We start from the raw sequence: 14488 nt of genomic DNA, 5'->3' as shown, positions 1-14488 counted from the left end.
GGCCGCCACGGCACGGCAACCGGGTGCCGTCCCGCTTCCGGCGGGACGGCACCTCGCAGGAAGGACGCCATGACCGAGGTCCTGTGGGAGTCCGTCGCGCCGACCGGTCGGGGAAGCGCCCCGGTGCACGGCACCGCCGTCCGCAAGGTGATCGAGGCCGTGCGGGCGGGCACCGCCGGCCCCTTGTTCCCGCCGGTGCTGCGGCCGCTCGAGGACGGCTTGCTCGCCCACGACCGCTTCCCGGCCGGTGAGAGGGACGCCGAACTGCTGGCGGCGGCGCTCGCCACGCCCCGTTTCGCCCCGCTCGGCACGCTGCTGGACACCCTTGACGCCTGGTGCCGCCGCACCACCGCCCGTACCGCGGACCGCACCGCCGGGCTGCTCGCCCCGGGCGTCCTCGACGTCACCGCCGGCGCGCTGTTCGGGCCGCTGGTGAGCGAGGCGTTCACCGCGTGCGCCGCGGGTGCCGCCTACCCGGCCGAGGAGGAGTGCGCCCGCTGGACGGCTTTTCTGGACCGGTTCCTGGAGCGCCTCGCCCGGGACATCGGCCTCTCCGGCGACCCGTCCACCGGCACCTCCTGGTTCGGCCGGCCTTCGCTGCGGCTGCCGGTGACGGGCATCGAAGCACAGGACGGAGAGACCCACAACGGCCGGCGCCGGGTGCTGCGGGTGCGTCTGAGCGGCGGCGGCAGCATCGCCTACAAGCCACGCCCGGCAGGCGGCGAAGTCCTGTTCCTCACCCCGGACACGTCCGTGTTCGCCCTCCTCAACAGCCTCCCGCCCGCGTCCGGCCCCGTCCGCCTGCCCGTGCTGCGCTGCACACCGGGCACCGGCCCCGACGGACGGCACTACACCTGGCAGGAGTGGATCGAGCCGCCCGCGCAGTGGGGCGTGATCCGCTCGGTGCCCACCCGGCGGCTGTACGGCACCCGCCTCGGACGCCGGCAGGCGGAACGGTTCTGGCACCGGGCGGGCTCCCTCGCCGCCGCCGCGTTCCGCTTCGGCATCGCCGACCTCGGCGAGGGCAACCTCCTGGCCGGGACCCGGCCGGAGGACCCCGAGCCCCTGTTCCACCCGGTCGACCTGGAGATCTTCCTCACGCCGCTGCCGCGCCTGTACGACACCGGGCTCGTCGCCGACACCGCCGCCGGGGACCACCATCACCCCGGACTGGAGGACAGAGCCCGCTGGTGCACGGTCGACGGACCGGTGGCCTGCTTCACCGAGACCGCCGACGCAGGCCTGCGGCTCGTACGGCGACGCCGGCCCTGCACCCGCGCCGGCTCCCGCACCGTCGTGTCCGACAGGTGGGGCCGCACCGGCTACGGGCCGTACCTGCCCTCCTTCCTGCGCGGCATGTTCGACGCGTGGACGCTGATGTCGCGCCACCACGACCGCGTCCGCGCCTTCCTCCGCCAGGCCCCGGCGGACACGTATGTGCGCGTGCTGCTCAAGCCGACGGCGGCGTACACGGAGGCCCTCGCCGACCGGCTCACCGCGACCGCTCCCGGATCCGCCACCGGATTCGGCCCGGCCGAGAGCACCCAGCTCGACGCCGGGGACGTCCCCTACTTCTTCCGCTCCGCGCACGGCGGCCCCCTGCTCCGCACCGAGGAGACGACACACCTTCCCCTGCCCGGCGACCCGCACCCCGCCTGGCCGCCGTCCCCGGCCGTCGCGGACGACCGCGGCCGCGACCTGGCCGGGCTGGGTGTGGCACTGCGCGACGCCGTCGCCTACGCCCATGACACCGCAGGGCCCGGCACGTTCCACGGCGACGGCGTCCGCGTCCAGGTCACCGACCGCCACACCGGCGAGGTCCGCTTCACCTGGGCGGCAGCGGGGCGGCGGATCGTGTACAGCTGGGCCGGCGACACGGTACGGATCCGCACGGAGCCCTTCGTCCGTCCCGCTCCGGTGCCGGAGGTGCGGCGCCGGCTGCTGCGCACCGACCGGACGGACGCGGCCCTGCGCGAACGCTGGGTCGCCTCCGGCTTCGCCGACGAGGAGACGGAGAAGCGGCTGCGTGCCCTGACCGAGGCGGGCATGCGCTGGCTGGCGGACGTCGTGGCGACGCACGGCTGGCCGGGACATGCCCTCGTCGGCCCGGCGGCCGCGGCCGCCGCCTGCCGGCTCGTCCAGCACGCGGAAGGGCCGTCGGCCTTTCAGCACGCGTGCCTGGACCTCGTCGAACAGGCCGCCGTGGACGGTGACCTGCCGTGGCGTCAGGTCGCGTACGTCACCGACGCGCTCCGCGTCGGTGAAGGCAGGCCGCAGGTGTACGGGACCAAGTTCCGCATGGCTGAAGGGCAGTTGGAGCCGTGTCCCATCGAACAGCCCGACCGGGTGGACGAACTGCGCCGCAGCCTGGGGATGGAACCGCTCGCCCGCTACGCCGCGCGCCTGCGTCGCCGCTACCTGCCCCCGAGCGGTTGACCGCCGCCTGGGACGACTTCGCCGCCCGGCACTGGCTGCGGGCACCCGCCGTGCTGCCCGCGCCGGGCGGGCCGCGGGCCCTCGGCGCCGACCGCGCGTACGGGGTCATGGTCGAGGCGGCGCACCCGTTCCGGGCCGGCACCCGGTTCCGGGCCCTGCCCGACGTGCGGTTCCTCGTCGAGGGCGGGCGCATCCGGGCCCCGGGCGACCTGCTGCCCGGCCCCGAGGACGGCACGGCCGAGCAGTACGCCGAGCGCCTCGACGCCCGCCTGAACGGCACCGGCCGGCTGCTCGCCGTCGAGCAGCCGCTCCTGCTCGACCACACCCTGTGGACCCAGGTGCGCGAGCTGGTCGTACCCCTGTGGGAGCGGATCGGGCACCCCGTGCTGCCGGTCGTCACCGAACTCGCCCTGGGCCAGGGCATCACGGACGGCGACGGCCTGCGGCGGGAGCCGGTGCACGCGGCTCTGGTCTGGGTGCTGCGCGGCAGCGTCACCGCCGTCCCGGCCGGCGACCAGGACGGACCCACGACGACAGCCCGGGCCGGGGAGCTGCTGCACTGGCCGGCGGGACGACCGCACGCCCTGCGCTACGGTCCGCGGACCCTGGCGCTGCGGCTGCTGGTGCCGTCCGACGCCCGTCTGCTGACCGAGGCCGTGAAGGACGTCGTCGCCGGGATGCTGCACGAGCGGCGCGGCCACGACCGGGTGCCCTACCTGCCGTATCCGCCCTCCGATGACGAGGCGCGGGCGCCCGAGGTGCCCGAACTGGGGGAGACGGGGGCCGCTCTGCGCGAGGTGACCGGCGAGGACCGGCTCGGGGTCGTCCTGCGTGTCCTGTGGGCCCGCAGGGTCAGCGCCGCCGCCCTGGAACCCGCCCCCGCGCCACGGCCCCCGGTCCGCCTCGCTCCCGGCGACCGTCTGCGGCCCGCCTCGCCCGTCGTGCGCATGGCCCTCGACGAGGGCCAGGGCTGCGTCTGGGCCGTCGACGGCCACGCCTTCTCCCTGCGCGGCGCGCTCGGCGAACGGGTCCTGGACCTGCTGCGGGAGCACGGCACCCGCACGGTGGCGGACCTGTGCGCCGCAGCGGGGCCCGGGCGCGAGCACCAGGTCCTCGCCCTGCTGGAGAAACTGCACACCCTGCGGGGCGTGGACACGGCCGGGAGGACGGACACGGCATGAGTGAGGAAGCGATCCTGGCGGTCGAGGCGGAGTTCTCCTGGGACACCCTCGTCGAGCGGTACTGGGACCGGCGCCCGGTGCTGTTCCGTTCCGTGACTCCGGCGCCCTTCGACGCGTCGGAGGTGTTCCGGGCCGCCGTGGCCGGCAGCCGTCCGGCGCGCGTCGACGGCCGTATGCCGCCCAATGTGCAGTTCACCGTCGAACAGGTCCAACGCGACGCCCCCGACGGGGTGTTGCCGACCGCCGAGGACGGCTCCTTCGACGCGTACGACGCGCGGCTCGCCGCCCGTCTGGACGGCCGCCGGCACGCCCTGGTCGTCAACGGATTCCACGCCTTCGACCCCGCGCTGTGGTGCCGCGAGCGCGCCTTTTTCGACCCCCTCTGGCGGGCCGTCGGCCTGCCGTTGACCGGCGCGATCACCACCCTGTTCCACGGCACGTACGAGCACAGCCCGGTCGGCGTGCACAAGGACCGCTTCGCCACCTTCATGTTCGGCCTGCGCGGCCGCAAGCGGATGCGGTTCTGGCCGGGCAGGCCGTGGGACGAGGCCGTGTCCACGAAGACCGACTACGCCCGCCACACCGCCGCGTCGCTGTACGCCGACGTCGGCCCCGGCGAGCTGCTGTACTGGCCGGCCGACTACTACCACGTCGGCGAGAGCGCCGGAGCCGCCCCCGCGACCAGCGTGAACGTCGGCGTGCCCCGGGACGAGCACCACACGGGCTACGAAGTCGAGGACCTGCTCGCCGACCTCGACCCGGCCCGGCTCGCGGGCCACGGCGGCCTGGACACGCTGGCGGCCACGCCGGACGCCGCCCTGACCGCGCCCGGCCCCGGCCGCGGCGGCTTGCTCGCGCCCGCGCTTCCCGAGGCGTTCACCACCGCCGTGCACGCCCTGCACGCGTTCGCCGGCCCCGTGGCGATGGGCCGCCGCGTCACCGTGCTCTCCCTGCGCCGCTGGACCGCGGGAGGCTTCGAACCCGTACCGCCCGCCGCCACCCCCCGCGCCCTCACGGACGCCGACCGGGTGCGCGGCGACCGGCACGCGCGCATCCGGTGGGCCCCGGACGCGCCCGCCGGCACCCTCTGCGCGGCGAACGGTCACGAGACCCGCACCCCTCTCGACCACCACGAGGTGCGCCGCCTGGCCGACGCGCTGTCCGGACGCGAGCCGGTGCCGGTCGGTGACCTGCTGGCCACGGTCGCCCCGGGCACGCGACGCGAGGACACCCGCACGCTGCTCCAGGTGCTGGAGACCTTCCGCGCCGTGCACCGGGAGCCGTGACCGGCGGGCGGGGCATGCGCCGCGGTGCCCCACCACCGGCGACGGGCCGTAATTCGCTTGACCCCTGTCACGGGTCGACGCTGCACTGTGGCGGGGCACGACGAGCCGTGGTGCCCAAAATCCCGGGGGAGGGCGCGGCAGCTGTGGAGATTCGTCCCACGACCGATCAGGACCAGGACGTCTTCGTCGACACGCTCCATGCCGCCTTCGCGCGATTCCCGGAGACACCGGTAGAGGGCCGCGGCGTGTGGTGGTCGGCGCTCGAGATGGACCGCAACCTGCTCGCCGTGGAGGCGGACGGGCGGCCCGTCGGCACCGCCGGTGCGTACTCCTTCGAGCTCACCCTGCCCGGTGGCTTCGTCGTCTCCGCCGCCGGGGTGACGGCCGTCGGGGTGGTGCCCTCGCACCGACGCCGGGGCGTGCTCAGCGCGATGATGCGGCACCAGCTCGCCGAGCTGCGGGCCCGAGGGGAGTTCCTGTCCGTGCTGCTGGCCTCCGAGGCGCCCATCTACGGCCGGTTCGGGTACGGACCGGCGACCTACACCCAGCGGCTGACGGTGCCGCGTCACCGGGCCGCCCTCGCCGCGCCCCGGGCGCGAGGGACGGCCGACGGCGCGGACGCCGGCCGGGTCGAGGTGCTGAGGCGCGCCGAGTGCGGTGATCTCCTGGAGGAGGTCTACGACCGGTACCGCCGCAGCCGGCCCGGCGCGCTGTCCCGGCCGCACCGCTGGTGGGAGTCGGGCGCGGGTCAGCCGCCGGTGTCCCCGGCGCAGCGCTACGTCGCCGTGCACCGCGACGCCGACGGCGTACCGGACGGCTACGCCAGCTACGCGCTCGGCGAGCCCGCCACCCTGACCGTCGACGAGACCATCGCCACCGACGACGCCGTCTTCACCGCCCTGGCCCGGTTCCTGCTCGCGCACGACCTGGTCACCGAGGTCGTGTTCAAGCACTTCCCGCCCGGCCACCCGCTGCGCTGGCAGCTCGCGGACTTCCGGGCCGGCGAGGTGAGCGGCGACACCGACTGGCTCTGGGTGCGGCTGCTGGACGTCCCGCGCGCGCTGACCGCACGCGGCTGGCTCACCGACGGTGAGCTCGTCCTCGACGTGGAGGACCCGTTCCTCGGCGAGCACGGCCGCCATCTGCTGACCGTCCGGGACGGCAAGGCCGACTGCGTCCCGACGGACCGGGAGCCCGACCTCACCCTGGACGTGGCCGACTTGGGCTCCCTCTACCTGGGCGGCACCACCCCGAGCACCCTCATACGCGCCGGCCACATCCGGGCCCACCACCCGGCCGCGCCCACCCACGCCGACACCCTCTTCCGCACCGAGCACCCCCCGCACTGCGTGCACTGGTTCTGAGCCGGGGGCGGGGACGCGGGCCCACCTCTGCGAGGGCAACCCCGGGACGATCCGGCGTGTCGCGGCTCATCTCTCGCCGGGGGTGCCGGTTCGGTGAAACGGGGGCGGTTCCGGCGTAGCGTCGGGATGTACCGTGCCGGCCGGCGCGGCGCGTCGTCCGACCGACCGAGGAAGACCTGATGCCCCCGACGATCCGCAGGGCCGTGATCCCCGCCGCCGGGCTCGGCTCCCGCCTGCTGCCCCTGACCAAAGCCATCCCCAAGGAGATGCTCCCGGTCGGCGACAAGCCGGTCATCGAGCACACGGTGCGGGAGCTGGTGGACTCCGGGATCACCGACATCACCATCGTCGTCTCCGGCGGAAAGTCCCTGATCCAGGACCACTTCCGGCCCAATCCGGCCCTGGTGCGGCAGCTGCGGGCCGACGGCAAGACGGCGTACGCCGACGCGGTCGAGGAGGTCGCCGAGCTGGCCCGCGAGGGCCACATCACCTACCTCGACCAGCACGGCCCGTACGGCAACGGCACCCCCGTCCTCAACGCCGCCCGTGCCTTCGGTGACGAGCCGGTCCTCGTCCTGTGGCCCGACGACGTGTTCGTCGCCGAGGTGCCGCGCGCCCAGCAGCTGATCCGCGCCTACGAGCAGACCGGCTGCCCGGTCCTGGCGCTCATGCCCATGGCCCCCGCCGACTCACGGCGCTACGGCGTGCCCATCGTCAAGGAGGACCTGGGCCAGGGCCAGGTGCGCATCACCGGCCTGGTGGAGAAGCCCGAGCCGGCCGACGCCCCCTCGGCGTTCGCGGCCATCGGCGGCTACGTGGTCACCCCGGGCATCGTGGACGAACTGCGCGAGCAGACCCGCCGCTGGTACGAGGCCCGGGACGGCGGCCGCCCGGTCGGCGAGGTCTACCTGACCGACGCGATCAACGCCTACGCCGCGGACCGCGCCGTCTACGGGCAGGTCATCCGGGGCACCTGGTACGACACCGGGAACCCGGCCGACTACCTCGTCGCCCAGATGGCCCACGCACTGGCCCACCCCGAGTACGGCCCCGTCCTGCGCGACCTGGTCGGGCGGCTGGACGCGGCCACCCGCACCGACCCCGGCACCACCACCTGAGCCGCTCGCGCCCGTCGTGACGCCACTGCCCGGGCGGTTTTCCGTGCGTGCCGGGCAGTGGCGGGGCCGGGAAGTGGATCACGTGTCCTAGGCTCTGCGCGGAATCGGAGCGTGCAGTCTGGGAAGGCGGGGCGCCGTGCTCGCCGTAGCGGTCATCGCGGGAATCCTGTTCGTCTGGTCGCTGCTCGCGCACCGGCTCTCCCGGTGGAGCATCACCGCGCCCATCGCCATGATCGGGGCCGGCGTCGCGCTGACCGCCGGGTCGGATCCGCCGCTGCACTTCGACTTCGACACGAAGGCGTTCGAGCACGCCGTCGAGGTCGTGCTCGCGCTGCTGCTGTTCGTCGACGCCGTTGAGGTCCCCCTGTCGGTCATCAGACGGGACCGGGGCCTGTTCGTACGGCTGCTGGGCATCGCCCTGCCGCTCACCCTCGGCGCGGCCTTCGCGGTCGGGTACCTGTTCTTCCCCGCCCAGCCCCTGTGGCTGCTCGCCGTCCTGGCGACCGTCGTCGTGCCACTCGACCTCGCGCCGACCGCGTCCGTCGTCCGCGACCGCCGGATCCCCGGCCGGCTGCGGGAGGTGCTGAACGTCGAGGGAGGGCTCAACGACGGCATCCTCTCCCCGGTGTTCCTGCTGTGCATCACTCTGGGCGTCGAGGCACACGGAACGCACACCGACTATGTCGACGCGCTGCTGACGGCGGTCGTCGCGTCGGCGTGGGCCCTCGCCACCGGGGTCGTGGTGGGCGGGACGAGCGGATGGCTGCTGGGCAGGTCCTGGCGGCACGGGTGGACCCGCCCGACCGCGGTGCGGCTGGGCGTGTTCGCCGTGCCCGTCGCCGCGTACACCCTGTCCGGCGCCGTGGGCGGCAACGGGTTCGTGGCCTCGTTCGTGGCCGGTGTCAGCTTCGCCCCGGCGATGCGGCACCTGCCCGAGACCGCCGTGGAGATGACCGACGACCTGGTCACCCTGCTCTCCCTCGCGCTGTGGTTCGTCTTCGGGCAGATCGTCAACGAGGTGTTCGGGGGCGACGTGCCCGTCGCCGTGGTGCTCTACGGACTCGTCGCCGTGGTGCTGGTGCGCCTGGTGCCCGTGCTGCTCTCCCTGACGGGCACCGACATCGGGTTCGCCGACAGGCTGTTCCTGGGGTGGATGGGGCCACGCGGGGTGACTTCGATCGTGTTCGGGGCGCTCGCGGTCGTCGAGCTGCCCGCGCGGCAGGCGGAGTTCATCTCCCCGGCGATGGTGATGACCGTCCTCGCCAGCATCGTCCTCCACGGGCTGAGCGCCGAGCCGATCGCCCGTCGCTACGCCCGACGGAACCCGCGGAAGCCTTCGAACGACCGTTGATCTGCGTCGAAACAGTCGGACTCCTGGGTGACGACCTTCCCCGCTCCGGCCGCAGAGGTGGCCCGGCTTCCCTTGGCGCCGCGCGCCGCAGAAGAGCCCCTCGTTCGCGGTAACGGTTTGGCTGCGCGCGTGCACGACCGTTGACCACGTCCTCCCTTCCGCCCTACTGTCCAGCCGCATGACTTTCGGCATGTACGTCGAAACTTTCGGAAGGCAGAGGACCATGCGTACACGGATGGCGCGGACGCTCGCCTGCGCCGCGACGCTCGCCCTGGTGGGCACCGTCGCGGCCTGCGGAAACGGCAGCGGCGGGGGATCGGCGAACGACGGCAGGATCCATGTGCTGGTCTACGGGGACGCCAGCAACAAGGTCGAGAAGCAGATCGTCGACACCTTCAACAAGACGTCGGACGTGAAGGCCGTCCTCGACACCATCCCCGGCGCGGACTACCAGCAGAAGCTGCAGACGATCATCAACACCCCCCAGGCGCCGGACATCTTCTTCAACTGGGGCGGCGGCTCCATCCAGCCGTTCGTCAAGGCGGGCCTGCTGACGCCGCTGGACGACTTCATCAAGCAGGACCCCGGCCTGAAGGACAAGTTCCTGCCGTCGGTGTTCAACAGCGCGGTCGTCGACGGCAAGCCCTACGGAATACCGATGCGCGGCACCCAGCCCGTGCTGCTGTTCCACAACAAGCAGGTGCTCGACAAGGCGGGCGTCCAGCCGCCCAGGACCTGGGACGAACTCCTGGACGCGGTACGGAAACTGAAGAGCGAGGGCGTCACACCGATCGCCCTCGGCGGCGGCGACCAGTGGCCGACGCTGATGTGGTTCGAGTACGTCTACGACCGCGTCGCCGGACCCGGCCTGTTCGAGAAGGCCCTCGGCGGGGACAAGGACGCCTGGGCGAGCCCGGACAGCAAGAAGGCCCTCGGCATGCTCAAGCAACTGGTCGACGCCGGGGCCTTCGGCACCAACTACGACTCGGTGAAGTACACCAACGGCGCCTCCCCGGCGCTCGTGGCGTCCGGGAAGGCCGGCTTCGAGCTGATGGGCTCCTGGTACTACGCCCAACAGCAGCAGGACGCCGCGGACTTCGCCGCCAAGGGCCTGGGCTACACCACCTTCCCGACGATCCCCGGCGGCAAGGGCGACGCGGGCAACGTCGTCGGCAACACCAACAACTTCTACTCGGTGCTGAAGAAGACCAAGCACCCCGAGGCCGTCGCGGCCTTCCTGAAGCTCATGTACTCCGACGAGTTCGTCAAGGCCCAGCTCGCCATCGGCAACCTGCCGACCACCACCAACACCCCGCAGTTCCTCGGCACCTCGGCCAGCCCCGCGTACTCCCGCTTCCAGTACGACCTGGTCGCCAAGGCCACGTCGTTCCAGCTGTCCTGGGACCAGGCGTACCCGCCGTCCGCGATGACGCCGATCCACCAGGCCGTCCAGCAGTTCTTCAACGGGCAGCTCGACACCGACGGATTCATCAAGGCCATGCAGGCCCTCCCCACCGAGTGACCGCGCTCATGACCACCCAGACCACGAGCGCTCCGCCCGCCGCCGAGGGCCGGCGCGCGCCCCGGCGGCGGCAGCCCGAGGCCGCCCACGCCGCACACGGCACCCGCCCGGGCTTCCTGTGGGCGCTGCCCGCCACGGTGTTCTTCGCCCTGTTCGCCGTCGTCCCGCTGATCATGGTCGCCGTACTGTCCTTCATGAGCTGGAACGGTCTCGGCTCACCGACGTTCGTCGGCACCGACAACTGGTCCCGCATCCTCGACGACCCCGTGATGATCAAGAGCATCTGGCTCACCCTGCTGCTCACCGCCCTCGGCGTGGCCCTCCAGACACCGCTGAGCATCCTGCTCGGCGTGTGGGCCGCCGGGCACCAGCGCAACCGGGCCGTGCTGTCGGCGATCTACTTCGTCCCGCTGCTGCTGTCCTCGACCGCCGTCTCCGTGCTCTGGCGGGCGCTCCTCGACCCCAACTTCGGCATCCCCGCCCGGATGACCTGGCTGTTCGGCGACGGGAACCTGTTCGGCAAGCAGACCACGGCCATCGGGGTGCTGGCGTTCGTCAGCACCTGGCAGTTCACCCCGTTCCACACCCTGATCTACCAGGGCGCCGCCCGTGCCGTCCCGCAGGTGCTGTACCAGGCGGCCGCGATCGACGGCGCCGGCCGCTACCGCCAGTTCTTCCACATCACCCTGCCGCAGCTGCGCACCTCGGTCATCACCTCGATGATCCTGATGATCGTCGGCGGCCTCACCACCTTCGAGACGGTCCTCATCCTCACCCAGGGCGGACCCGGCAGCGACACCACGATCAGCGCCTACTACATGTACCAAAAGGCCTTCAAGGGCTTCGACTTCGGCGCCGGCTCGGCCATCGCCCTGTGCCTGGTGGTCGCGGCCACCGTCGTCTCGCTGGTCGTCGTGCGCGTCTCCGGCTACGACAAGATGCGCAGCACCATGGAGGGCGTGTCATGAGGCGCCGCCCCAACCACCTCGCCGGAGCGGGCTCGATCGTCTGGCTGGTCCTCGTGGGCCTGCCGCTGTACGTGATGCTGTCGGCGACGCTGCGCACCCGGCAGGACTACGCGAAGAACGGACCGGTGTCCTTCCCCGGCGACTTCACCCTGGACAACTACACCGGGGCGTTCGACTCGGGCTTCGGCCGGTACTTCCTCAACACCATCCTCGTGACCGTCTGCGTGGTGGCCGTCGTCCTGCTGCTCGTCCCGCCGCTGGCCTATGCGATCGTGCGCAGCCGCAGCCGCGTCACCTCGCACGTCTTCCGGCTCTTCCTGCTGGGCCTCGCCATCCCCGCCCAGGCCGTGATCGTCCCGATGTTCTACCTGATCAGCGAGGCGGGCCTGTACGACAACCTGCTGGGGGTCATCCTGCCCACCGCGGCGTTCTGCCTGCCGATGTCGGCGCTCATCCTCAGCGGCGCCATGCGCGACATCTCCCCGGAGCTGTTCGAGGCCATGACCGTGGACGGCGCGACTCCGCGCCGGATGTTCTTCCAGCTCGTCGTCCCGCTCTGCCGCGGCGGCCTGTCCACCATCGTGGTGTTCTCCGCGCTCCAGGCGTGGAACGGCTTCCTGTTCCCGCTCGTGCTGACCCAGTCCGACAACACCAAGGTGATCACCCTCGGTCTGTACAACTTCCAGACCGAGCACGGCGTCGACATCCCCGGCCTGCTCGGCGCGGTGACGCTGTCCATGGTGCCCGTCCTGCTCGTCTACCTGTTCGCCCGCCGGGCCCTCGTACAGGGCCTGATGGGCGTGGGAGGAAAGTGACCGCCAACGTGGCCGTAGAGACCACCCCCGAAGTCCCCCTCTGGAACGACCCGGCCCAGGACACCGGCACCCGGGTGTCCGCGCTGATCGAGGCCATGACCCTGAAGGAGAAGATCGCCCAGCTGTTCGGCGTCTGGGTCGGCGCCTCCGACGAGGGCGGCGAAGTCGCCCCGCACCAGCACGACATGGAGGAGGCCGTCGACCTCGACGCGCTCCTCCCGGCCGGCCTGGGACAGCTCACCCGGCCCTTCGGCACCGCCCCCGTCGACCCCGCCCTCGGCGCGCTGTCCCTGCTGCGCACCCAGGCCCGGATCACGGCCGGGAACCGCTTCCGGATCCCCGCCCTGGCACACGAGGAGTGCCTGGCCGGATTCGCCACCTGGGGCGCGACCGCCTATCCCGTCCCCCTGTCCTGGGGTGCCACCTTCGATCCCGGCCTGATCCGCCGTATGGCCGCCGCCATCGGCCGCGACATGCGGTCCGTCGGTGTCCACCAGGGCCTCGCACCCGTGCTCGACGTGGTGCGGGACGCCCGCTGGGGACGCGTGGAGGAGACCATCGGCGAGGACCCCTACCTCGTCGGCAGCATCGGCACCGCCTATGTCCAGGGCCTGCAGTCCGCCGGTGTCGTCGCCACCCTCAAGCACTTCGCCGGGTACTCCGCCTCGCGCGCCGGCCGCAACCTCGCACCCGTGGGCATGGGCCCGAGGGAACGGGCCGACATCGTCCTGCCCCCCTTCGAGATGGCTGTGACCGAGGGCGCGGCCGGCTCCGTCATGCACGCCTACACCGACACCGACGGCATGCCGTCGGCCGCCGACGAGGACCTCCTCACCGGGCTGCTGCGCGACACCTGGGGCTTCGACGGCACGGTCGTCGCCGACTACTTCGGCATCGGCTTCCTCAAGATCCTGCACGGGGTCGCGGACGACTGGTCCGAGGCGGCCGGCACCGCCCTGCGCGCCGGCGTCGACGTCGAACTGCCCACCGTGAAGACCTTCGGCGAGCCGCTGCTCGAGGCCGTCTCGGCGGGCCGGGTGCCGGAGTCACTCATCGACCGCGCACTGCGCCGGGTGCTCACCCAGAAGGCGCGGCTGGGTCTGCTGGACGCCGGCTGGAGCCCGGTCCCGGCCGCGCTCGACGGCGCCGAGCTGGACGACCCGGACGCCCTGCGCGGCACCGTCGACCTGGACACGCCCGTCAACCGCGAGCTGGCCCGCACGGTGGCCGAGGAAGCGGTCGTGCTCCTCGCCAACGACGGCACCCTGCCGCTGACCGCACCGCGCCGCATCGCCCTCGTCGGCCCCAACGCCGACGCGCCCTCGGCCGTCCTGGGCTGCTACTCCTTCCCCCAGCACGTCGGCGTCCACCACCCGGACACGCCGCCCGGCATCGACCTGCCCACGCTGTACGACGCCGTACGCCGCGAGTTCCCCGAGGCCTGGATCACCCTCGTGCGGGGCACCGGCGTGGACGACGGCGACGTCTCCGGCATCGCCGAGGCGGTACGCGCCGCGGGCGACGCCGACGTCGTCGTCGCCGCGCTCGGTGACCGGGCCGGCCTCTTCGGCCGGGGCACCAGCGGCGAGGGCTGCGACACCGAGTCACTGGCCCTGCCCGGGGCCCAGCAGCAGCTGCTCGACGCGCTGCTCGACACCGGCACCCCGGTGGTGACGGTCCTGCTCGCCGGCCGCCCCTACGCCCTGGGCCGTGCGGTGGACGAGGCCGCGGCGATCGTGCAGTCCTTCTTCCCCGGCGTCGAGGGGACCACCGCCCTCGCCGGTGTGCTGAGCGGCCGTACCGGACCCTGCGGACGGCTGCCCGTCAGCGTGCCCCGCGGCACCGGCGCGCAGCCCGCCACCTATCTCGGTGCCCGGCTCGCCCAGGCCAGCGACGTGTCCAACGTCGATCCCACCGCGGCGTTCGCCTTCGGACACGGCCTGTCGTACACGTCCTTCCGCTGGGACGGTCTGACGGTGGACTCGCCCGAGGCGGACACCGGCGGGGAGTTCTCCCTCGCGTTCACCGTGCGCAACACGGGGGAGCGGCCCGGCACCGAGGTCGTCCAGCTGTATCTGCACGACCCGGTCGCCTCCGTGGTCCAGCCGGTGCAGCGGCTCATCGGCTACACCCGCGTCCCGCTGGCCCCGGGCGAGTCCCGTCGGCTGCGCGTCACCGTCCCGGCCGACCTCGCCTCCTTCACCGGCCGTGACGGACGGCGCGTCGTGGAACCGGGCGCGCTGGAGCTGCGGCTGTCGGCCTCCAGCACCGACACACGCCTGACGGCGACGGTGCGGTTGACCGGCCCGGCACGGCACGTGGACCACACGCGGCGGATGCACGCCCGCTTCGGCGAGGAGGCACCCACCGGCGCATGACCCGCCCGCACGACCGGCGGGGGACCGGTGCCGTGGCCCGCTCCCCGGCCGTGCTCGGCCCGCTCCCCG

General features: G+C 73.1%; 10 protein-coding genes. All 10 read left to right on the top strand.

Features of this window, described 5'->3' with window-relative positions:
• The first annotated feature begins 69 nt into the window (after positions 1 to 69).
• The 10 genes from AB0E88_RS05175 to AB0E88_RS05130 all read left to right on the top strand — a co-directional run bounded on the left by AB0E88_RS05175 (position 70) and on the right by AB0E88_RS05130 (position 14419).
• Positions 70 to 2436, top strand: a complete 2367-nt coding sequence (locus tag AB0E88_RS05175) for a DUF4135 domain-containing protein (protein ID WP_361624002.1) — start codon at positions 70 to 72, stop codon at positions 2434 to 2436.
• The gene (locus AB0E88_RS05170) at positions 2433 to 3617 is read left to right on the top strand and encodes a hypothetical protein (RefSeq protein WP_361623999.1); all 1185 of its coding nucleotides are present in this window, start codon (positions 2433 to 2435) and stop codon (positions 3615 to 3617) included. The genes AB0E88_RS05175 and AB0E88_RS05170 overlap by 4 nt, the downstream gene beginning before the upstream one ends.
• Positions 3614 to 4903, top strand: a complete 1290-nt coding sequence (locus AB0E88_RS05165) for a cupin (RefSeq protein ID WP_361623996.1) — start codon at positions 3614 to 3616, stop codon at positions 4901 to 4903. The genes AB0E88_RS05170 and AB0E88_RS05165 overlap by 4 nt, the downstream gene beginning before the upstream one ends.
• A gap of 143 nt (positions 4904 to 5046) precedes the next feature.
• Entirely contained in the window at positions 5047 to 6267 is a 1221-nt protein-coding gene (locus AB0E88_RS05160; RefSeq protein ID WP_361623993.1) for a GNAT family N-acetyltransferase, read from the top strand.
• Between the two features lie 179 nt (positions 6268 to 6446).
• Positions 6447 to 7385 carry a UTP--glucose-1-phosphate uridylyltransferase gene (locus AB0E88_RS05155; protein WP_361623990.1) on the top strand — a complete coding sequence of 313 codons (939 nt, stop codon included), beginning with the start codon at positions 6447 to 6449 and terminating at the stop codon, positions 7383 to 7385.
• 136 nt (positions 7386 to 7521) lie between these two features.
• Positions 7522 to 8736 (top strand): cation:proton antiporter, encoded by a 1215-nt coding sequence (locus tag AB0E88_RS05150; protein ID WP_361623987.1) that lies wholly within the window; start codon positions 7522 to 7524, stop codon positions 8734 to 8736.
• Between the two features lie 235 nt (positions 8737 to 8971).
• Positions 8972 to 10258 (top strand): extracellular solute-binding protein, encoded by a 1287-nt coding sequence (locus tag AB0E88_RS05145; RefSeq protein ID WP_361624367.1) that lies wholly within the window; start codon positions 8972 to 8974, stop codon positions 10256 to 10258.
• 8 nt (positions 10259 to 10266) lie between these two features.
• A complete protein-coding gene (locus AB0E88_RS05140) occupies positions 10267 to 11226 on the top strand; it encodes a sugar ABC transporter permease (RefSeq protein WP_361623984.1) in 960 nt (319 codons plus the stop codon).
• Positions 11223 to 12041 (top strand): carbohydrate ABC transporter permease, encoded by an 819-nt coding sequence (locus tag AB0E88_RS05135; protein WP_361623981.1) that lies wholly within the window; start codon positions 11223 to 11225, stop codon positions 12039 to 12041. The genes AB0E88_RS05140 and AB0E88_RS05135 overlap by 4 nt, the downstream gene beginning before the upstream one ends.
• On the top strand, positions 12038 to 14419 hold the full coding sequence (locus tag AB0E88_RS05130; protein WP_361623978.1) for a glycoside hydrolase family 3 N-terminal domain-containing protein: 2382 nt from the start codon (positions 12038 to 12040) through the stop codon (positions 14417 to 14419). The genes AB0E88_RS05135 and AB0E88_RS05130 overlap by 4 nt, the downstream gene beginning before the upstream one ends.
• The last annotated feature ends 69 nt before the right edge of the window (positions 14420 to 14488 follow it).

The sequence above is a fragment of the Streptomyces sp. NPDC028635 genome, from assembly GCF_040637635.1.
GTDB lineage: Bacteria > Actinomycetota > Actinomycetes > Streptomycetales > Streptomycetaceae > Streptomyces.
This window is presented reverse-complemented; position numbering and strand designations above follow the sequence as displayed.

Bases quoted from the DNA above. Each gene is read 5' to 3' on its own strand.
- AB0E88_RS05175 (WP_361624002.1), top strand. From the start codon at position 70: ATGACCGAGGTCCTGTGGGAGTCCGTCGCGCCGACCGGTCGGGGAAGC.
- AB0E88_RS05165 (WP_361623996.1), top strand. From the start codon at position 3,614: ATGAGTGAGGAAGCGATCCTGGCGGTCGAGGCGGAGTTCTCCTGGGAC.
- AB0E88_RS05155 (WP_361623990.1), top strand. From the start codon at position 6,447: ATGCCCCCGACGATCCGCAGGGCCGTGATCCCCGCCGCCGGGCTCGGC.
- AB0E88_RS05145 (WP_361624367.1), top strand. From the start codon at position 8,972: ATGGCGCGGACGCTCGCCTGCGCCGCGACGCTCGCCCTGGTGGGCACC.
- AB0E88_RS05140 (WP_361623984.1), top strand. From the start codon at position 10,267: ATGACCACCCAGACCACGAGCGCTCCGCCCGCCGCCGAGGGCCGGCGC.
- AB0E88_RS05135 (WP_361623981.1), top strand. From the start codon at position 11,223: ATGAGGCGCCGCCCCAACCACCTCGCCGGAGCGGGCTCGATCGTCTGG.